Origin of the sequence: Jatrophihabitans sp. (assembly GCA_036389035.1) — a bacterium.
Classification (GTDB): Bacteria; Actinomycetota; Actinomycetes; order Mycobacteriales; family Jatrophihabitantaceae; genus Jatrophihabitans_A.
Genome location: DASVQQ010000007.1, coordinates 410,945 through 430,270 on the forward strand (window position 1 = coordinate 410,945; position 19,326 = coordinate 430,270).

Consider the following 19,326-nt stretch of genomic DNA (forward strand, 5'->3'; position numbering starts at 1 on the left):
AGCGTAGGTATGAGCCGTCCGGACGTCGGAGAAGCCGTAGATGACCATGACAACGCCCAAGATCCCGTCAGGTGCCGACGGCTTTCAGACGCGCCTGCTGCACGAGCTGGAGCCGGTGGTCGAGGAGAACCTCGAGCGGCACCTGTCGGTGGCCCGGCCCTGGATGCCGCATGACTACGTGCCGTGGAGCCAGGGGCGTGACTTTGCCTTCCTCGGGGGCGAGGACTGGAAGCCCGAGGAATCGCCGCTGGATCCGGTTGCCCGGACCGCGATGATCGTGAACCTGCTGACCGAGGACAACCTGCCCTCCTACCACCGCGAGATCGCGACCCAGTTCGGCCGCGACGGCGCCTGGGGGCAGTGGGTGGGCCAGTGGACCGCCGAGGAGGGCCGGCACGGCATCGCGTTGCGCGACTACCTGGTGGTGACCCGCGGGGTCGACCCGGTCAAGCTCGAGGGCCTGCGGATGCAGCACATGGTCGCCGGGTATGACTCCGGCGACAAGACGGCCCTGCAAGCAGTGGCCTACGTGTCCTTTCAGGAGCTGGCCACCCGGGTCTCGCACCGCAACACGGGCAAGGCCACCGGCTGCCCGCTGGCCGAGCAGCTGCTGACCCGCATCGCGCAGGACGAGAACCTGCACATGATCTTCTACCGCAACATGATCGCCGCCGCCTTCGAGATCGCGCCCGATGAGACGATGGCTGCGGTCCGCGACGAGGTGGTGGGCTTTCAGATGCCCGGCGCCAACATGCCCGACTTTCTGCGTAACTCGGTGATCATCGCCAAGGCAGGTATCTATGACCTGCGGCTGCACCATGACGCGGTGATCAGCCCGGTGCTGAAGTTCTGGAACGTCTTCGATCGCGAGGGCCTCGGCCCGACCGGCGAGCAGGCCCGTGAGGAGCTGGCGAAGTTCGTCGCCCAGTTGGACGAGCAGGCGAGCCGGTTCGTCGAGCAGCGCGAGCGTGCCCGGGCGAAGGCCGCCGCGCGCACCGCCTGAGCAGATGGGCTGCCTCGGCAGCGCCTGATCCGACCGCCCGGGGCGGGGGCTTGGTCCGGCCGATGGGCATGCAGCGCTGCACATGTGAGCAACGCCATGGGGGGATCAACGGGTCCATCTCCCTCGTTGCCAATCACAGCTGACCCAATGGCTACCTTATGTAACGCAAACCCGCCGTTCGGGAAATTGCTGGCGGAAATGCCCAAGTTTCAACTTCCCACGTATCGCTAATGTGTGGTTCCATTGCTACACGGTGTTCACTCCGTGTAAGCACAACCTCAACTTCTGCGCAAGATGACCGATATGAGTGTTATGAAAATCCCGCGGTGGTGTTCGTGATCCTTCTCGCTACTTGGACCAGTGGCGCACGTGGCCGCACGATGGCGGCGATGTTCTGCGTCCTGGTTCTGGCGAGCCCACTGCTGGTAGGCGTCCCCGCTCAGGCGGCCGCGATGCGCCAGCCCGCCTCGCCGGCGAGCAACTCGGCCACCCACTCCGCCGGAGCGGGCGGCTCCCAGGCCCGAGTGGTGGCACAGGAACGGGCCGCCAAGGCCATGGAACGGGCATCACAGAACCGAGCCAAGCAGGCGGCGGCCCGCAAGGCCGCCGCGGCCAAGGCGGCGAAGGCTAAGGCAGTCAAGGCCAAGGCGGCGAAGGCCAAGGCGGCGAAGGCTAAGGCAGTCAAGGCCAAGGCGGCGAAGGCCAAGGCGGCGAAGGCCAAGGCGGCAGCCAAGGCCAAGGCAGCGAAGGCCAAGGCCAACGCGGCGGCTAAGGCAGCGAAGGCCAAGGCGGCGAAGGCCAAGGCGGCAGCCAAGGCCAACGCTGCGGCCAAGGCCAAGGCCAACGCTGCGGCCAAGGCCAAGGCCAAGGCCAAGGCAGCGGCCAAGGCCAAGGCCAGGGCAGCGAGCAGGCTCCAGCCCGGTCAGGCTGCTGGGCGGCTCCCGGCAAGCCAGCGCGACCGTGAGAAGCAGCTCGAAAGTGACCGGCAAGCCCTCGAGCGAAAGCATGCCGGTGCGGCTCGCTTCGTAGAGCGGCCCGGGGACGACCGATCCACTACCCCCGCCGGAAACAGGCTGGCGGAGCGGTTGGCGGCCGCCCAGGCCGCGGCCAAGCTTCGCGCGGAGGCCGAGCGTGCCGCGCAGGCCCAGCGTGCCGCGCAGGCACGGGCGCAGGCGCGGGCCGAAAGGGCCAGGCGGGCAGCCCAGGCCTTGTTACCGACCCGTCCGGCGGCGCCGAGCACCGCCGTGCCGGCACCGACCCCTGCCCTGCCGGCGCGGGTCGTTCCCGCCCAGCCGGCGGGCAACGTCCAGAACCCCATTCAGGCCGGCAGCGGCCAGGGCAGCGGCGCCAGCCAGGGGTCCGGGACCACCGCGCCCTCAGCCAGGCCCAGCGCGCCGAGCGCCCGCCCGGCAGCGCCGGTCCAGCAGAACAACCCTCCGGCCAGCAAGCCCTCGGTCAGCAAGCCGAGCGAGGTGGTGTTGGCGATTCCCAAGCGGATCGCCCAGGCCGGCCTCTCGGTCGGACTGGTCCCGCTGGTGCTGCTGATCGTGGTGTGCCTCATCGCGCTCTGCCTGGTCATCCTTGGCACCCGGCGGCGCAGCTTCGACGAGAGCGGGATCGGCTAGAACCGGTCGATCAGGCTGCGATGGCGTGAGCCGACCGAACCAGTCTGGCTTCGCGCTGCCGCCTCTTCAGGGCGTCGACGGTCAGCACCACGAGGGCGACCCAGACCAGGGCGAAGCCCACCAGCCGGGCCGGTGGCATCGGCTCGTGCCGAATGCCCACCCCGACCCCGAACTGCAGCACCGGCGCCAGGTACTGCAGCAAGCCGATCGAGGTCAACGGCAACCGCCGGGCGGCGGCCCCGAACAGCAGCAGCGGAATCGCTGTGACCACTCCGGTGCCGATCAGCAGCAACGCGTGGGGCAGGCCATGGTGCCCGAAGGCCAGTTCGGACTGCTCAGCCAGCACGATCAGGGTCAGCAGCGCGGGACCGGCCATCACCGCGGTCTCGACGGCCAGGGTCTCCACGGCGCCGGCGCTGACCTGCTTCTTGAGGAAGCCGTAGCAACCGAATGAGATGGCCAGCGTGAGAGCGATCCACGGCAACCGGCCGTAGTCCACGGTGAGCACCACGATGGCCACCGTGGCGATCCCGACAGCGATCCACTGCGCGCGGCTCAGGCGCTCCTTGAGCACCAGCACGCCGAGCATGATGGTGAACAGCGGGTTGATGAAGTACCCGAGGCTGGTCTCGATCACGTGGCCGCTGTTGACGGCCCAGATGTAGACGCCCCAGTTGACCGATACCAGGACGGCCGCCAGCGCCAACCGCGCCAGCTTCCTCCGATCGGCCACCAGCAGGCGCACTGCAGGGAGGTTGCGCATCAGGACCAGCACCACGACGATCAGCAGCAGCGACCAGACCATCCGCTGGGCCAGGATCTCTACGGCGCCGGCCGGCTTCAGCAGCGGCCAGTAGAGCGGAAAGAGTCCCCAGAGCAGGTACGCGCTGAATCCGTACGCCAGGCCCTTGCGGTTCTCGGTGCGCAAACGCTAGCCGACTGTCCAGGTGTCGCTGCCGCGCAGCAGGCTCGTCAGCGCGGCGGCATCACCGGGCGCCTTGGCCTTGGCCACCGAAAGCTGGTCATTGAGCAACTGGTCATAGCTCGGGCGGGTGACATCACGGAAGACGCCCATCGGCGAGTACCGGGAGTCGATCTGGGACAGCCGGGACAGCGCGAAGGCGTAGGACGGGTCCTCGGCGTGGGCGTCGTGCACCACGACCCGCGGGTCGCCCGGGGCGACGTCGTCCTCGACGCGCAGGGAACCGGTGAGCGGGTCGCGTACCACGGCCTTGGACGTCGGCGAGTCGGTCGGGCCGAACCGGATCTCCTTGCCGTGCTCCAGGCCGATGATCCACTCGCCCTTGGTGTCGGAGTCCTTGAGCAGGTCGAAGGCGCCGTCGTTGAAGATGTTGCAGTTCTGATAGATCTCGACCAGCGAGGTGCCCTGGTGCTCGGTGGCGGCCCGCAGCACCGAGGTGAGGTGCTTGCGGTCGGAGTCCAGCGTGCGGCCGACGAAGGTGGCCTCGGCGCCCAGCGCCAGTGACACCGGGTTGAACGGGTTGTCCAGCGATCCCATCGGCGTCGACTTGGTGATCTTGCCGCGCTCGCTGGTGGGGGAGTACTGGCCCTTGGTCAAGCCGTAGATCCGGTTGTTGAACAGCAGGATGGTCAGGTTGACGTTGCGGCGCAGCGAGTGGATCAGGTGGTTGCCGCCGATGGACAGGGCATCGCCGTCACCGGTCACCACGAACACCTTGAGGTCCGGCCGGCTGGTCGACAGGCCGGTGGCGATCGCCGGCGCCCGGCCATGGATGGAGTGCATGCCGTAGGTGTTCATGTAGTACGGGAAGCGGGAGGAGCACCCGATGCCGGAGATGAAGACGATGTTCTCGCGGGGGATGTTCAGCTCCGGCATGAATCCCTGGACGGCAGCCAGCACCGCGTAGTCACCGCAGCCGGGACACCAGCGAACCTCCTGGTCGGTCTTGAAGTCCTTGGCCTTGAGCCCGAGGTCAGTCATTGCTGGTCACGACTCCCTGCAACATGTCGGCGAGTTCGGCCGCCCTGAAGGGCATGCCCCGGACCTGGGTCACCGAGATGACGTCGGTCAGATAGCGGCCCCTGACCAACAACGCGAGCTGGCCCATGTTCATTTCAGGGATGACCACCTTGTCGTAGCGGGCCAGCACCTCGCCCAGGTTGGCCGGGAACGGGTTGAGGTGGCGCAGGTGGGCCTGGGCAATCGGGTGACCGGCCCGGCGGACCCGCCGAACCGCGGCGCCGATCGGACCGTAGGTCGAGCCCCAGCCCAGCACCAGCACCTTCGCCCCGCCGGTGGCGTCATCGACCTCGAGCGCCGGGATGGTCTTGGCGACGCCGTCGACCTTGGCCTGCCTGGTGCGCACCATGAAGTCGTGGTTGTCCGGGTCATAGGAGATGTTGCCGGTCTTGTCGGCCTTCTCGATGCCGCCGATCCGGTGTTCCAGCCCCGGGGTGCCCGGAATGGCCCACGGCCGGGCAAGGGTCTCGGGGTCGCGCAGGTAGGGCAGGAACTCACCGGCCTCGCCGTTGGGCCGGTCCAGGAAGTCGACGCTGAGATCGGGCAGCTCGGCGAGCTCGGGCAACCGCCAGGGCTCCGAGCCGTTGGCGATGTAGCCGTCGGAGAGCAGGAACACCGGGGTGCGGTAGGTGGTGGCGATCCGAATCGCCTCGATGGCGGCGTCGAAGCAGTCCGCCGGTGATCGGGGCGCCACGATCGGGACCGGGGCCTCGCCGTTACGGCCGTACATCGCCTGCAGCAGGTCGCTCTGCTCGGTCTTGGTCGGCAGGCCGGTGGACGGCCCGCCGCGCTGGACGTCGACGATCACCAGTGGCAGCTCGAGGCTGACCGCCAGGCCGATCGTCTCGGCCTTGAGCGCCACACCAGGCCCGGAGGAGGTGGTGACGCCCAGCGCCCCGCCGAACGAGGCGCCCAGGGCCGCGCCGATGCCGGCGATCTCGTCCTCGGCCTGGAAGGTGGTCACGCCGAAGCGCTTGTGCTTGGACAGCTCGTGCAGGATGTCGGAGGCCGGCGTGATCGGGTAGGCGCCGAGGAACAGCGGCAGCTTGCTCAGCTGGGCTCCCGCGATCAGCCCGTAGGCCAGCGCCAGGTTGCCGGCGATGTTGCGGTAGCTGCCCGCGGCCAGCGGGGCCGGCTTGATCTCGTAGGAGACCCCGAAGGCCTCGGTGGTCTCGCCGTAGTTCCAACCGGCCTTGAACGCCGCGATGTTGGCCTCGGCGATCTCGGGCTTCTTGGCGAACTTCTCGCGCAGGAACTGCAGCGTGCCCTCGGTGGGCCGGGAGTACATCCAGGACAGCAGGCCCAGGGCGTACATGTTCTTGGAACGGCCGGCGTCCTTGCGGGACAGGCTGGTGTGGGTCAGCGCGTCCAGGGTCAGCTGGGTGAGGTCCAGGGCGTGCACCGTGAAGGAGTCCAGGGTGCCGTCGGTGAGGGGGTTGGAGGACCAGCCGATCCGGGCCAGGGCGCGCTCGGTGAAGTCACGGGTGTCGACGATGATCGTGGCGCCCTTGAGCAGGTCGCCGAGGTTGGCCTTCAGGGCCGCCGGGTTCATCGCCACCAGCACGTCGGGGCGGTCGCCGGGGGTCAGGATGTCGTGGTCGGCGAAGTGCAGTTGGAAGGACGAGACACCGGCCAGCGTTCCGGCAGGAGCCCGGATCTCGGCCGGGAAGTTCGGCTGGCTGGACAGGTCGTTGCCGAAGTTCGCCGTTTCCTGGGTGAAGCGGTCGCCGGTCAGCTGCATACCGTCACCCGAGTCACCCGCGATCCGGATGACTACTCGATCGAGTTGCTGGACCTTTGTGGACATGCGGCTGTCCGCCTCCAATACCGCTAAGAAATGAACAGTCACCGAAACCGGCACGGCGTCAGGCGCTGCCTCTCCATGGTAGAGAGGGGGCGACGTTGAGTCCGAGTGGCCTCGCTCACGACTGGTCAAGCTGTGGAAAACTCTGCTCTCAGGTGAAACGTCTGTCTAGCCTTGCTCACTATGCGAGCACGGGAAGAGGGGAGCGGCCCGGCGGCTGACCTTGAGGTCGATTTCGAGGACCTGACGCAGCTGGTGAACACTTTGCGGGCGCTGGCCGACGGGCTTTCCCGAGATGGTGCTTTATGTGGCCATGTGAATGATCCTGACCTAGCGGACGCAATTGGTCGAGTAGAGCAAAACTGGAACAAACATCGAGTTACATTGCAGACATTTCTATACAGCGCGGCTACCTCGGTGGCAACTAGTCTAGCGGGATATCACCAAATTGAGACCGAGATAGCGCGAGGGGCTTCCGCAAGCCGCTAAAGGTCGCTCCGGCTCGCGGTTGGGGTTAAAACAAGGGTGGAATCTCGGCTCGTCGCGGGCCTGCGGGACCAGCCCGGATCTCGGCCAGAAAAGCCTTCCACCAACTTCTGGTTTCAAGACCGTCCGGATGGTATTTTCTGGCAAGGACGGTGTCCGAATTGAAGCAGATTGAGCTACGACTTTCCTAAATCATGTCTAGAAGCCGGCCGTCGCGGGTACTACCAACGCGGCAACTAAACCCGGTGCAGGTGGTTGGCGTAATTGCACGTGAGCAAGGGGGGCGTTATGGACAGCGATCTCCACGCGTTGGAGTTGCCGGCCTTCGAGCTGGACTGCCGCGAGTGGCTGGTGGCCACGCCGGACGACGGCTCGGTGCCCGAAGAGGTGGCCGGCGCCCCCGTGGTGGCGGTGCTCAGCACCGCCGTGGTCCGCGTCAGCCGCCTGGCCCCCGCCAGCGCCGTGCTCAGCATCGGGCTGCTGGACGAACCGGCCGAAGCGAACCGGCTCGACGCCGACTGCCCGGTCGCCGAACTGATGGATGTGGCAGCCGGCTCGGCCCGATACGTGGTTCCCGCGCCCGACGGCCGGCTGGCCTTGCTGGCCGAGTTCACCGCCGGCAGCGACTGCGACGAGCTGCTGCGCAGGTTCCAGAAGCTGATGGCCTCGTTCAGGTGGGCCGACCAGCGTGGGGGACCGGCCAGCGCGGCCAGCTGACCGCACGTAATCCCTGCGCCCACCGGGTCTGACTGCGCGCTATTCCGCCTGACTGCGCGCTCCCCCGACTGCCCCTACTTCGCGGCGGCAGCCCTGCTCAGACCCCGGGCCAGCTCCCGGCGTGCCACGTCGATGACGTACTGGCCGTAGCCGGACTTGGCCAGCGCCTCACCCAGAGCCAGCGCCTGGTGGGCGTCGATGTAGCCACGGTTCAGCGCGATCTCTTCCAGGCACGCGATCCGGACGCCCTGACGATGCTCGAGAACCTGGACGAACTGGCCGGCTTCGATCAGGGAGTCGTGGGTTCCGGTGTCCAGCCAGGCGGTGCCGCGGCCCAGGTCGATGAGCTCGGCGGTGCCCTGGGCCACGTACAGGTTGTTCAGGTCGGTGATCTCCAGCTCGCCCCGGGCCGAGGGCCGCAGCTGGGCCGCGGCGTCCAGGACGTCGTTGTCGTAGAAGTACAGCCCGGTCACCGCCAGGTTCGACTTCGGCACGGCCGGCTTCTCCTCGATGGAGATCAGCCGGCCGTCGGCGTCGGCCTCGGCGACGCCGTAGCGCTGCGGGTCCGAGACCTGGTAGCCGAACAGCCGGCAGCCGACGGTGAGCTGGGCGGCCTCGACCAGGGTGCGCCCGAGCAGGTGGCCGTAGAAGATGTTGTCCCCGAGGACCAGCGCAACGCTGTCCGAGCCGACATGCTCGCGGCCGATCAGGAACGCCTGAGCCAGGCCGGCCGGCTCGGGTTGCACCGCATAGCTCAGCTCGATGCCGAAATCCGAGCCGTCGCCGAGCAGCCGGATGAACTGATCCTGGTCGTGCGGGGTCGTGATCACGAGAATCTCGGTGATGCCGGCCAGCATCAGGACCGACAGCGGGTAGTAGATCATCGGCTTGTCATAGACCGGCAGCAGCTGCTTGCTGACCGCACGGGTGATCGGATGCAGGCGCGAGCCCGAACCGCCGGCGAGAATGATGCCCTTCATCGCGGTCGGCGGGGTTACCGGTAGTTGTCGAACTGCAGCGCCACGCCGTAGTCGCCGGCCTTGAGCAGCGCGATGACGGCCTGCAGGTCGTCGCGTTTCTTGCCCGACACCCGCAACTGGTCCCCTTGGATCTGGGCCTGGACACCCTTGGGACCTTCGTCCCGGATGGCCTTGGCGATCTTCTTGGCCACGTCGGCCTCGATGCCCTGCTTGAGCGAGCCGGTGATCACGTACTGCTTGCCCGAGACCTTGGGCTCACCGGCGTCCAGCGCTTTGAGCGAGATCGAGCGCTTGATCAATTTCTCCTTGAAGACCTCCAGGGCGGCTACGGCGCGCTCCTCGGTGTCGGCCTTGACGATGATGCCGAGCTCGCCCGACCACCCGATGGAGGCGTTGGTGCCCCGGAAGTCGAAGCGCTGGCTGAGTTCTTTGGCGGCCTGGTTGAGGGCGTTGTCGGCTTCCTGGCGATCGATCTTGCTGACGACGTCGAAGGATGGATCGGCCATGGCGTTCGGTGCTCCTAGCGAGATGGGCGTTTCAGTTGCGGCGGTGAAGCTGTGTCTGGCTACCGCGACGGTAGCGGAGCGCCCTGGCGGCGGGTGTGCCGGCCGTACTGAAGTCGTTCACCGCCGGGGCTGAACCCAGGCAGATCTCGCCGGGGCGGGCCCTCGCGGGCGGGGGCTGAAGCGGGCGATGACCTCGTGTACGCTCGTTTGCGCCCACACCGATCCGGCGTGCGGTAGCAGTTGACACGGTGTCTCATTCAAGGCGGTTTGCCCGAGTGGCCAAAGGGAGCAGACTGTAAATCTGCCGGCTCAGCCTACGTTGGTTCGAACCCAACAGCCGCCACAGAACGGACCCCTCGGCGTGATGCCGAGGGGTCCTTTCTATCCCTGGCTAGCGTCCCTGCCCCGATCCAGCCCCGTCCGGCGTGCACACCGCCCGCAGGCTGGGGACCCCAGCGAGGCCATGGACGCTTCGGCTGGATCCTCCAGATCAAATTGCCTACGGATTTCGTAGCAGGGGGTTGCCAACCGACTACTTAGGGTTCATACTTAGCATGCCCTGGTGGTCGTTCCCCCGTGCGATCACCAGGGCTTTTCCATGCCCGCAGCCGCACCGTCCGGCCAATTTAGAGATCGGCTGCGAGGTCGGGTAGAGTTCACCCGGCGTTGGAGGCAGTCCGTTCAGCATGCGGGTCGGCCTGTTTTCGGCGCCAGTGTCTGGCCCCCTTAGCTCAGTCGGCAGAGCGTCTCCATGGTAAGGAGAAGGTCTACGGTTCGATTCCGTAAGGGGGCTCTGGTTCGCCGGAACACTCGCTGACGAGGCCTCTGGCAGCACAGGGCGGGGTAGCTCAGCCTGGTAGAGCAAGCGGCTCATAATCGCTGTGTCGCCGGTTCAAGTCCGGCCCTCGCTACCGAACAGATCGCAGGACCTTCTACCGAAAGGCACGACAGTGGCAGCCACCGATGTCCGACCGAAGATCACCTTGGCATGCCAGGAGTGCAAGCATCGCAACTACATCACCAAGAAGAACCGCCGCAACGATCCCGACCGGCTGGATCTGAAGAAGTTCTGCCCCAACTGCGGCAAGCACACCGCCCACCGCGAAACCCGGTAGGCCTCCGCACCTCTCCGACTGGCGCCGCCCCGGCAGGGACGGCGCCAGTCGGCGTTTGGCTCCCCGCCGGTCCCGGCGTGTGCCCCCGAGCGGTCAGGGCAAAGGCGGGCGCTCTGGCCCGCGCCGGGGTGAGATAGCGTGCGGGTATGCCGCTGGATCAGTCATTCGAGGGCCGGGTATACCCGCCCACCCGGCCCTACGAGGTCGCCCGCGAGAAGATCCGCGAGTTCGCCGACGCGATCGGAGACGAGAACCCGGTGTACCGGGACCAGGCAGCCGCGAAGGCGCTCGGGTACTCCGACGTGATCGCTCCGCCGACCTTTCCCATCGTCATGTCGATGCGGGCGGCCTCGCAGGTGATCGCCGATCCGGAGTTCGGACTCGACTACTCCAAGGTGGTGCACGGCGAGCAGCGATTCAGCTACACCCGGCCGGTTCAGGCAGGCGACGTGCTGCAAGTGAGAGTGCGGGTGGAGTCGGTCCGGGTCGCGGCCGGCAACGACCTGATCACCACCCGGGGCGACATCTCCACGGTGGACGGCGAGCTGGTCGTCACCGCCTACTCGACCCTGGTGGCCCGTGGCACGGCGGCGCAGGCATGAGCGTCCGCTTCGCCGACGTGTCGGTCGGCACCCAGCTGCCCGCGCAGACCTTTCCCCTGGAGCGGGTCAACTTGATCCGTTACGCGGGCGCGTCCGGCGACTTCAACCCGATCCACTGGAACCAGCAGACCGCGGTCGCGGTCGGGCTGCCCGACGTCATCGCGCACGGGATGCTGACAATGGCGACAGCAGTCCGGGTGGTGACCGACTGGCTCGGCGACCCAGGCGCGGTGCTGGATTACAAGGTCCGATTCAGCAAGCCGGTGGTGGTGACAGCGGATGCGCCCACCCCGCTCGAGGTCACCGGGGTGGTGCGCTCGATGGACTCCTCGGACCAGACCGCCGAGATCCAGCTGACCGCCTCGGTGCCAGGTCAGACGGTCCTGACCAAGGCGCGGGTCCGGGTCCGGCTGGCGTCCTGATGACCACCCGGCACGATCGCGAGGTGACGGCATGAGCACTGAGAACGGTTCCGAGGCCGGCGAGGACGTCAGGCTGAGCAGGAACGACGACGCCGAACGCTATGAGATCTGGCTGGGCGGACGCCGGGTGGGCCTGGCCGACTTCTTCCGGCGCGGGGACGTGGTGGTCATCCCGCACACCGAGACCTCGCCGGAGTTCGGCGGCCGGGGCCTGGCCAGCCAGCTGGTGCGCTACAGCCTGGACGACATCCGGGCCCAAGGCCTGCGAGTCGAGCCTGCCTGCCCGTTCGTCGCCGCCTACATCCGCAAGAACCCGGAGTACGCCGACCTGGTCAGCCAGGCCTGACAGCGGCTCAGCTGTCAGTCACGGCCAACCAGCTGTCAGTCATCAGGTGTCAACTGTCAGCCATCAGTTGTCAGCAACAGCTTCAGCTGTCAGCCACCAGCTTCTGGATCCGACCGATGCCCTCGGCCAGGTCCGCGTCGCCCAGGGCGTAGGACAGCCGCAGGTAACCCGGCGTGCCGAACGCCTCGCCCGGTACCACGGCCACCTCCACCTCGTCGAGGATCAGGGTGGCCAGTTCGGCCGAGGTGGTGGCCGTCCGGCCGCGCAGGGACCGGCCGAGCAGGCCCTTGACCTGGGGGTAGGCGTAGAAGGCGCCCCCCGGAGTGGGGCACACGACGCCGTCGATGGCCCGCAGCATGTCGAGGATCGTCTGCCGGCGGCGATCGAAGGCCGTGCGCATCTCGGCGACCGCGGACAGGTCACCGCTGACCGCGGCCAGAGCCGCCACCTGGGCGACGTTGGAGACGTTCGAGGTGGCGTGTGACTGCAGGTTCGAGGCCGCCTTGACCACGTCCGGGGGCCCGATCAGCCAGCCGACCCGCCAACCGGTCATGGCGTAGGTCTTGGCGACGCCGTTGAGCACCACCACCCGGTCGGCCAGGTCGGGGGTGGCGGTGGCGATCGAGACGTTGCGGTGCTCGCCGTAGACCAGGTGCTCATAGATCTCGTCGGTCACCACCCACAGGCCGTGCTCGGCCGCCCAGGAGCCGATCGCGGCCACCTGCTCGCCCGGGTAGACCGCGCCGGAGGGGTTGGACGGGGAGACGAACAGCAGCACCTTGGTGCGTTCGGTGCGGGCCGCCTCCAGCTGGTCGACGCTGGCCAGGTAGCCGGTGGTCTCGTCGGTCTGCACCTCGACCGGCACGCCGCCGGCCAGCCTGACGGCCTCGGGGTAGGTCGTCCAGTAGGGGGCGACCAGCAGCACCTCGTCACCGGGGTCCAGCAGCGTGGCGAAGGTGTTGTACACCGCCTGCTTGCCTCCGTTGGTGATCAGGACCTGGGACGCCTCGACGGAGTAACCGGAGTCGCGCAGGGTCTTGGCCGCTACCGCCGTCCGCAGCTCCGGCAGCCCGGCGACCGGGGTGTAGCGGTGGTAGCGGGACTGCTGGGCGGCTTCGCGGGCCGCCTGCACGATGTAGTCGGGGGTGGCGAAGTCCGGTTCGCCGGCGCCGAAGCCGATCACCGGGCGGCCGGCGGCCTTCAATGCCTTGGCCTTGGCGTCGACGGCCAGGGTGGCAGACTCAGCGATGGCTGAGATGCGATCTGAGATGCGGATGCCCATGGGTGTCATGGTCCCAGATGCCCGCGCCGGCCGGTGCCGGGGCGAGCGGCTTTTGGCCGCAGCGGTAGGACCCTTTACACTGGCTCTCCGGGTCCATGTCGGGCCGTGCGTAAGCGTGCGCGGATCGAAGTTGCTTAGGCGGCGTCGCGCCGGTTCACACGGTGGCGAGTGGGTTCACTTTGGCAGAACAGCCTGGCTGGTCGGTCAAAGGGGCGTGGCTCAATTGGTAGAGCACCGGTCTCCAAAACCGGCGGTTGCAGGTTCGAGTCCTGCCGCCCCTGCGCGATCAGCGCCGTCTGCGTTCACCTCAGGTGAGCACCAGCGGCGCCCGAGAGGAGAAACCGGTGACTGAGACACAGGCGGCACCCGCCCCGTCGTCGCGCCCCGATCCGGGCTCCGGCCGGGGTCTGAGCATCTTGTGGCGCTGGTTGCCGACGCTGATCCGGGCGCTGCAGCGGCGTACCCGCGAGACCGTGTCCGAGATGCGCAAGGTGCTCTGGCCCTCCCGCAAAGAGATGATCACCTACACCATCGTGGTCATGATCTTCGTGGTGGTCCTGACGACCATCGTGGCGCTGCTCGACTTCGGACTTACCAAGGCAGTGCTCGCGATCTTCGGCTAGCCGGCCCGGTCCCGGCGGCCTGCCGGGACCCCGCGAGACACCCGCACCACGCGACAGCAAGGAAGAGAGCCTGTGACCGAGTTTCACAACAACGCCGCGGACGACGCGGCGGCTGACGGCAGCGCCGCCGAGCTGAACGCCGCTCCGGATGCCGAGGCCGTCCTGCCTGTTCTCGACGTCGAGGACCAGGTCTACGGGATCAGCGCCGAGGACAAGTACAACGAGGCCGCCGAAGAGCGCGCCGACGACGCCTGGGCCCGGGCGGCCGCCGAATTGAGCCTGGGCTCCGATCAGCCGGACGTCGCCGCGAGCGCCGAGGAGCCGGGCGGGACCGGTGAGGACGCCGAGCCGGCGCCGCTGGACCCGGTCGAAGAGCTGCGCGCCGAGCTGCGCCGCGCGCCGGGTGACTGGTTCGTGGTGCACTCCTACGCCGGGTATGAGAACAAGGTGAAGACCAACCTGGAAAGCCGGATCTCCTCGCTGGACATGGAGGACTACATCTTCCAGGTGGAGGTCCCCACCGAAGAGGTCGTCGAGATCAAGAACGGCAAGCGCCAGCAGGTCAACCGCAAGGTCTTTCCCGGCTACATCCTGGTGCGCATGGATCTCACCGACGACTCGTGGGGGGCGGTGCGCAACACCCCGGGCGTGACCGGCTTCGTCGGCGCCACCTCCAAGCCGTCGCCGCTGTCGATGGACGAGGTCATCAAGATCCTCGCGCCCACGGTGCAGAAGTCCGGCACTGCCGGCAAGTCCGGTTCGGCCGGCGCCGTGGACGGCTCCGGCTCGGCTCCGGCTGAGGTGGTCGACTTCGAGATCGGCGAGTCGGTGACCGTCATGGACGGCCCGTTCGCCACCCTGCCGGCCACCATCAACGAGATCGACGCGCTGCACGCCAAGCTCAAGGTGCTGGTCTCGATCTTCGGCCGCGAGACTCCGGTCGAGCTGTCCTTCAGCCAGGTCTCCAAGATCTAAGCGCCACCGACCGACCCGCACATCCCGCCCCTCACAAGAAGAGACGACGAAATGCCTCCCAAGAAGAAGAAGCTCACCGCGGTCATCAAGCTGCAGATCAAGGCCGGCCTGGCCAACCCGGCGCCGCCGGTGGGTCCCGCGCTCGGTCAGCACGGCGTGAACATCATGGAGTTCTGCAAGGCCTACAACGCCGCGACCGAAGCCCAGCGCGGTCAGGTCGTGCCCGTCGAGATCTCGGTGTACGAGGACCGCTCGTTCACCTTCGTCACCAAGACCCCGCCGGCCGCCCGGTTGCTGCTGCAGGCCGCTGGTGTCGAGAAGGGATCGGGCGAGCCGCACAAGACCAAGGTCGCCAAGGTCAGCATGGCCCAGGTCCGTGAGATCGCTCAGACCAAGATGGAAGACCTCAACGCCAACGACCTGGACCAGGCGTCGAAGATCATCGCCGGCACCGCCCGGTCGATGGGAATCACCGTCTCGGACTAGGCGTTGCCACCCCGGCAACACTGCTTCACCGCAGTTCAGCTTCACCGCGCCACAGCAAGACCGCAGTTCAGCACGACCGCAGTACCGCACCACCTAGTGGGAGGGCGCCGACCGCCGGCGTCCGTCAGACCACGCGAATTCAAGGAGTTACCGCATGGCAAAGCGCAGTAAGGCATACCAAGATGCCGCCAAGCTGGTCGACACCAGCAAGATCTACAGCCCGCTGGAGGCCGCCAAGGTCGCCATCGAGAGCTCACCCACGAAGTTCGACGCGACCGTCGAGGTGGCGATGCGGCTGGGAGTCGACCCCCGCAAGGCTGACCAGATGGTCCGCGGCACCGTGAGCCTGCCGCACGGCACCGGCAAGACCGCCCGGGTGATCGTGTTCGCCACCGGCGCCCAGGCCGAAGCCGCTCGGGCCGCCGGAGCCGACAAGGTCGGCAGTGACGACCTGATCCAGGAGATCACCGACGGCTACCTCGACTTCGACGCCGCGATCGCCACCCCGGACCAGATGGCCAAGGTCGGCCGGATCGCCCGGATCCTCGGCCCCCGTGGCCTGATGCCCAACCCGAAGACGGGCACGGTCACCCCGGACGTCGCCAAGGCCGTCACCGACATCAAGGGCGGCAAGATCACCTTCCGGGTGGACAAGCAGTCCAACCTGCACCTGATCATCGGCAAGGCGTCCTTCTCCGCGGAGAAGCTCGTGGAGAACTACGGCGCCGCGCTGGACGAGGTGCTGCGTGCCAAGCCCGCCTCGGCAAAGGGCAAGTACCTGAAGAAGGTGGTGTTCTCGACCACCATGGGTCCTGGCATCCCGGTGGACACGCTGCGCACCCGCAACCTGCTGGAGGACGCCACCCAGGCCTGATCCTGGGCGGAGTCGCAGGGACGGTAGGCAAGACGCCGGACAGACAGCAGAAGGGGCGGGCACATAAGGCCCGCCCCTTTCGCTTGCCTGCGTCGGGAATCGCAGGCCCAACCGGGGACCAGCCCCCCCGTCGCTGGTCCACGGCCGCTGTGAGGAAGGTGCTGCTGCTTGGCCGGCCCGGATGGGTGCTCACCCGGGCCGGCGTCCGCGGTGATCCTCACCAGTGCAGAGGCGCCGTTGCCGCCGTTGATACCTCGCTCGCGCCTATTGCTGTCGGTCGCGCTGATTGCTGTCGGCGACCGGGGCGCAGCGGTATCTAACGCCCGTAGCGGACACATCCTCGCCATGTATCAAGGGAGCCGCGGCTATCTCCTTGTCATTGCGAAGAAAGGTCTTAGGTCACATGGTGAGAAGGTCTTAGGCTGCTTTGAGGGGAACCGCAGTGGCAAACAACGCGACGGCGGGAGTGTGACGACGGGTGTGGCAACCATGATCAATGCCGAAGCTGAACAGGAAACACTGGCCAGTCGTGCGGGCGAGGTGTTCCGGCGCTATCGCGACGGCCAGCCTGAGGTGATGGGTGAGCTGGTGTCGATGCTGACCCCGATCCTGTGGCATACCGTGCGCGCCCAGCGGTTGGACAAGGAGTCGGCCGAGGACGTGCTGCAGACCACCTGGCTGGCGTTGGTCCGCAGTGCCGAGTCGATCTCAGATCCTCGGGCGGTACTGCAATGGCTGATCGTCGCAGCCCGTCGAGAGGCCTGGCGGGTGATGCGGGGGCAGTCCCGGCAGGTGCCGTACGAGATCGATGAGGACGCCATCCGGACCCCGGACGGCGAGCTGCCTGAAAACGTGGTGCTGCGCGGTGTCTCGCAGGAGCTGCTCTGGTCCCATGTGGCCACGCTCTCCGAACGCTGCCGGACGCTGCTGCGGGTGATCGCCTTCGCCGACCGTCCCGATTACCCAGAATTGGCCCACTCGCTGGGCATGCCCATTGGAAGTATCGGCCCGACCCGGGGCCGGTGCCTTGCGAAGCTGCGCGCCGCTCTGGCCGCCGATGCTCGTTGGGAGCTGCGATGAACACCTCCGAGATTCCTGCCGACCACCTGGCCGGCGAACCGCTCGACGCCACGGACGCGCTCGTGCTGTCGATGCTGGCCGACCTGTACGACCTGGTCGATCCGGTTCCCTCGGATCTGGTGGACCGGCTGCAGTTCAGCATCACCCTGGACGCGCTCAACGCCGAGCTGGCCGAGCTGCAGCTGATGCCCGAGCCCGCGCTGGCCTACCGCGGCGAGCAGGCCAGCGCGGTCAACACCCTCACCTTCACCAGCGACAGCCTCACCACCATGGTCGCGATCAGCCCGGACGGGCCCGACCGGGTGCGGATCGACGGCTGGATCGCCCCCGCCGCCGAGGCCGTCGTCGAGCTGCACCAGGGCACGCTGACCCGGCGGGCGTCAGCCGACGCCGACGGCCGGTTCGTGTTCGAGGACGTCGCGCACGGCCTGACCCGGTTCGTGGTGAACGCCGCCGATCCTGGCGCCCACCCGCCGGTGATGACGCCGGCCGTGGAGATCTGACCCGCCGCCCGGCGAGACGAGCCAGCCACCCAGACGCCTGACCAGGTCAAACAGCGACCTTCGCGATGAGCACAAAATCGGGGATCAGATGAGTTCAGCCCAGCCCCCTGACGATTTCGCCGCGGCGAAGCCCAGACGCCGGCGCCGGGAGCCGAGCCTCAACCCGCCGCCAGAGGTCCTCAACAAGCACGGCGGCCGGGTGCTCGATCCGGCCAGCGCTGTCCGGCTGCCCGGTCAGCCGTCGATCCGCCCGACCGTCTACGTCGGCTCGCGGCTGCTGGTGCGTTCGGTCAAGCTCGATGCCGAGGTGTTGCCCGCCCTGAACCAGGCCGCCTCGGAGTCCAACCTGCGGTTGGTCTTCGACCAGGCCGACGCCAAACTGCTCGGCCTGGCCCGCCAGGCCGGCCTTCAGGACCTGGCCCTGCGGGTGCTGGCCACCCGGGTCCGGCTGGAGCCGGCCAGTGACAAGCCGGCCGCGCCGCCGGACTCCTGGCAGGTGCTGCAGAGTTACCGGGCCATCGTCGGGCCGGACAGCCCGGCCGCGAACCAGGTGAGCCTGGATCACCTGCTCACCGCGACCGACCGCTCCGCCGGCATCTCCGGCGTGCCGTACATGGGTGGCGGAAGCACCGGTGGGGTTCCCTACATGGGTGGCGGAAGCACCGACGGGGTGCCCTACATGGGCGGTGGCAGTGTCGGCATCAGCTCGCAGTACGGAATCCCGGGGCACGGTGGCCGGGCTCCGGTCACCTGGATGGGCGCGCCGCCCACCCGGTGCCCTTCGGCCGACAAGCCCTGCCGGCGGCCGGTGGTGGCGGTGCTCGACACCGGCGTCGGTAAGCACCCCTGGTTGCCGGCCTCGATCGTCAAGCGCCATCCCCACATCGGAAGCCTGCCGATCGGCCAGACCGATCCGGCGACCGACCCGGAGGTCAGCGGTTATCTGGACAACCCTCTGGAAGGCACCCTGGATCCGGATGCCGGTCACGGCACCTTCATCGCGGGGCTGATCCGCCAGATCTGCCCGGACGCCAACATCCTGGCCATCCGGGTGATGTACGGCGACGGCGCGGTGCCCGAGGGCGACCTGCTGGAGGCGTTGAACCGGCTGCTGCTGCGCCAGGCGCTGGCTCTGGCACTGGACAAGCCGAGCTGGTTGGTCGACGTGATCTCGCTGTCGCTGGGTTACTACCACGAGCTGCCGGCCGACTTCGCCTACGACCAGCTGCTGATCGAGACGCTTCGCGCGCTCGGTGAGCTCGGCGTCGCGGTCGTCGCGGCAGCCGGCAATGACGCGACTCCCCGGCACTTCTACCCGGCCGGGTTCGCGCCGCACGCCAACGGCCAGTGGAACCCGGTCGAACGCGACGTGCTGCCGGTGATCAGCGTCGGCGCGCTCAATCCGGACCTGCGCACGGTCGCGCTGTTCAGCAACGCCGGCGACTGGGTGTGCTGCCACCGCCAGGGCGCGGCCCTGGTGAGCACCATGCCGACCACGTTCAACGGCTCGCTGCAGCCGGTCGCCGCCATCCACCCCCACGGAAGCGGCCCGCGCTCCACCATCGACCCGGACAACTTCTACGGCGGCTTCTCCACCTGGAGCGGCACCTCGTTCGCGGCGCCGATCCTGGCCGCCGAGTTGGCCAAGTTCCTGTGGGACTCCAAGGGCCTGGACACCTCGGACCCGGCCACGATGCTGGATCGGGGCTGGAACGCGCTGGAGGCGCTGACCGACGTCAAGCGTCCTCCCGCGCCCAGCGAGGTGCCCGACAGCCAGCCGGTGCCCGCGCACTGAGGCTTGCGGCCGATGGCCTGCGACCCAACCTCCGGGCGGCGATCCGGCAGCCGGCTGTCAGGGGTGCCGGCCCGCCCACTGGGGTAGGTGGCCGAGTGCT

General features: G+C 67.9%; 20 protein-coding genes and 4 tRNA genes. 18 read left to right on the top strand and 6 right to left on the bottom strand.

The genetic code is table 11. The features are described from left to right. Positions 1-40 precede the first annotated feature (40 nt). Both VF557_04500 and VF557_04505 read left to right on the top strand, forming a co-directional pair. A complete protein-coding gene (locus VF557_04500) occupies positions 41-1,003 on the top strand; it encodes an acyl-ACP desaturase (GenBank protein HEX8079449.1) in 963 nt (320 codons plus the stop codon). A gap of 326 nt (positions 1,004-1,329) precedes the next feature. Further along, positions 1,330-2,628, top strand: a complete 1,299-nt coding sequence (locus VF557_04505) for a hypothetical protein (protein ID HEX8079450.1) — start codon at positions 1,330-1,332, stop codon at positions 2,626-2,628. Positions 2,629-2,638: 10 nt separating this feature from the next. Here VF557_04505 and rarD read toward each other — a convergent pair whose 3' ends face one another. Genes rarD through VF557_04520 form a run of 3 tightly spaced genes read right to left on the bottom strand, consistent with a single transcriptional unit; the run spans position 2,639 to position 6,437 of the window. Next, a complete protein-coding gene (gene rarD / locus VF557_04510) occupies positions 2,639-3,556 on the bottom strand; it encodes an EamA family transporter RarD (protein ID HEX8079451.1) in 918 nt (305 codons plus the stop codon). Between the two features lie 3 nt (positions 3,557-3,559). Further along, positions 3,560-4,591, bottom strand: a complete 1,032-nt coding sequence (locus VF557_04515) for a 2-oxoacid:ferredoxin oxidoreductase subunit beta (protein ID HEX8079452.1) — start codon at positions 4,589-4,591, stop codon at positions 3,560-3,562. Beyond that, on the bottom strand, positions 4,584-6,437 hold the full coding sequence (locus VF557_04520) for a 2-oxoacid:acceptor oxidoreductase subunit alpha (protein ID HEX8079453.1): 1,854 nt from the start codon (positions 6,435-6,437) through the stop codon (positions 4,584-4,586). Before VF557_04520 ends, VF557_04515 begins: the two co-directional genes overlap by 8 nt. 771 nt (positions 6,438-7,208) lie before the next feature. Between VF557_04520 and VF557_04525 the strand changes: the two genes are divergently transcribed. After that, positions 7,209-7,637 (top strand): hypothetical protein, encoded by a 429-nt coding sequence (locus VF557_04525; GenBank protein HEX8079454.1) that lies wholly within the window; start codon positions 7,209-7,211, stop codon positions 7,635-7,637. Between the two features lie 74 nt (positions 7,638-7,711). On the opposite strand, the gene rfbA is transcribed toward VF557_04525, so the two are convergent. Together rfbA and VF557_04535 are read right to left on the bottom strand one after the other, a co-directional pair. Then, positions 7,712-8,617, bottom strand: a complete 906-nt coding sequence (gene rfbA, locus VF557_04530; GenBank protein HEX8079455.1) for a glucose-1-phosphate thymidylyltransferase RfbA — start codon at positions 8,615-8,617, stop codon at positions 7,712-7,714. A 14-nt stretch (positions 8,618-8,631) separates the two neighbouring features. Continuing rightward, on the bottom strand, positions 8,632-9,123 hold the full coding sequence (locus tag VF557_04535) for a YajQ family cyclic di-GMP-binding protein (GenBank protein HEX8079456.1): 492 nt from the start codon (positions 9,121-9,123) through the stop codon (positions 8,632-8,634). 261 nt (positions 9,124-9,384) lie between these two features. On the opposite strand from VF557_04535, the gene VF557_04540 reads away from it, so the two are divergent. The 7 genes from VF557_04540 (at position 9,385) to VF557_04570 (ending at position 11,608) form a co-directional block, all read left to right on the top strand. Beyond that, positions 9,385-9,466: transfer RNA gene (locus VF557_04540), tRNA-Tyr, on the top strand. A gap of 377 nt (positions 9,467-9,843) precedes the next feature. Continuing rightward, a tRNA-Thr gene (locus VF557_04545) sits at positions 9,844-9,916 on the top strand. Between the two features lie 44 nt (positions 9,917-9,960). Next, positions 9,961-10,034, top strand: a tRNA-Met gene (locus tag VF557_04550). Positions 10,035-10,073: 39 nt separating this feature from the next. Beyond that, complete coding sequence (gene rpmG, locus VF557_04555; GenBank protein ID HEX8079457.1) at positions 10,074-10,238, top strand: 50S ribosomal protein L33; 165 nt, start codon at positions 10,074-10,076, stop codon at positions 10,236-10,238. Between the two features lie 146 nt (positions 10,239-10,384). After that, a complete protein-coding gene (locus tag VF557_04560; protein HEX8079458.1) occupies positions 10,385-10,840 on the top strand; it encodes a MaoC family dehydratase N-terminal domain-containing protein in 456 nt (151 codons plus the stop codon). After that, a complete protein-coding gene (locus VF557_04565) occupies positions 10,837-11,262 on the top strand; it encodes a MaoC/PaaZ C-terminal domain-containing protein (GenBank protein HEX8079459.1) in 426 nt (141 codons plus the stop codon). The genes VF557_04560 and VF557_04565 overlap by 4 nt, the downstream gene beginning before the upstream one ends. Positions 11,263-11,293: 31 nt before the next feature. Beyond that, positions 11,294-11,608 (top strand): GNAT family N-acetyltransferase, encoded by a 315-nt coding sequence (locus VF557_04570; protein ID HEX8079460.1) that lies wholly within the window; start codon positions 11,294-11,296, stop codon positions 11,606-11,608. Between the two features lie 82 nt (positions 11,609-11,690). Here VF557_04570 and VF557_04575 read toward each other — a convergent pair whose 3' ends face one another. Continuing rightward, positions 11,691-12,890 (bottom strand): pyridoxal phosphate-dependent aminotransferase, encoded by a 1,200-nt coding sequence (locus tag VF557_04575; GenBank protein ID HEX8079461.1) that lies wholly within the window; start codon positions 12,888-12,890, stop codon positions 11,691-11,693. Between the two features lie 208 nt (positions 12,891-13,098). On the opposite strand from VF557_04575, the gene VF557_04580 reads away from it, so the two are divergent. The 8 genes from VF557_04580 (at position 13,099) to VF557_04615 (ending at position 19,226) form a co-directional block, all read left to right on the top strand. Beyond that, positions 13,099-13,171 (top strand) — tRNA-Trp (locus tag VF557_04580). A gap of 63 nt (positions 13,172-13,234) precedes the next feature. Then, positions 13,235-13,513, top strand: coding sequence for a preprotein translocase subunit SecE (gene secE / locus VF557_04585; GenBank protein HEX8079462.1), 279 nt, complete (start codon positions 13,235-13,237; stop codon positions 13,511-13,513). Between the two features lie 387 nt (positions 13,514-13,900). Then, positions 13,901-14,488, top strand: a complete 588-nt coding sequence (nusG, locus tag VF557_04590; GenBank protein HEX8079463.1) for a transcription termination/antitermination protein NusG — start codon at positions 13,901-13,903, stop codon at positions 14,486-14,488. Between the two features lie 51 nt (positions 14,489-14,539). After that, positions 14,540-14,974 carry a 50S ribosomal protein L11 gene (rplK, locus tag VF557_04595; protein HEX8079464.1) on the top strand — a complete coding sequence of 145 codons (435 nt, stop codon included), beginning with the start codon at positions 14,540-14,542 and terminating at the stop codon, positions 14,972-14,974. A gap of 154 nt (positions 14,975-15,128) precedes the next feature. Next, the gene (rplA, locus tag VF557_04600) at positions 15,129-15,848 is read left to right on the top strand and encodes a 50S ribosomal protein L1 (GenBank protein ID HEX8079465.1); all 720 of its coding nucleotides are present in this window, start codon (positions 15,129-15,131) and stop codon (positions 15,846-15,848) included. Positions 15,849-16,058: 210 nt separating this feature from the next. Continuing rightward, a complete protein-coding gene (locus VF557_04605) occupies positions 16,059-16,928 on the top strand; it encodes a sigma-70 family RNA polymerase sigma factor (protein HEX8079466.1) in 870 nt (289 codons plus the stop codon). After that, a complete protein-coding gene (locus VF557_04610; protein HEX8079467.1) occupies positions 16,925-17,431 on the top strand; it encodes a hypothetical protein in 507 nt (168 codons plus the stop codon). Before VF557_04605 ends, VF557_04610 begins: the two co-directional genes overlap by 4 nt. Before the next feature lie 88 nt (positions 17,432-17,519). After that, positions 17,520-19,226: a S8/S53 family peptidase gene (locus VF557_04615; protein ID HEX8079468.1), complete on the top strand. Its 1,707-nt coding sequence runs from the start codon at positions 17,520-17,522 to the stop codon at positions 19,224-19,226. Positions 19,227-19,326: the final 100 nt, after the last annotated feature.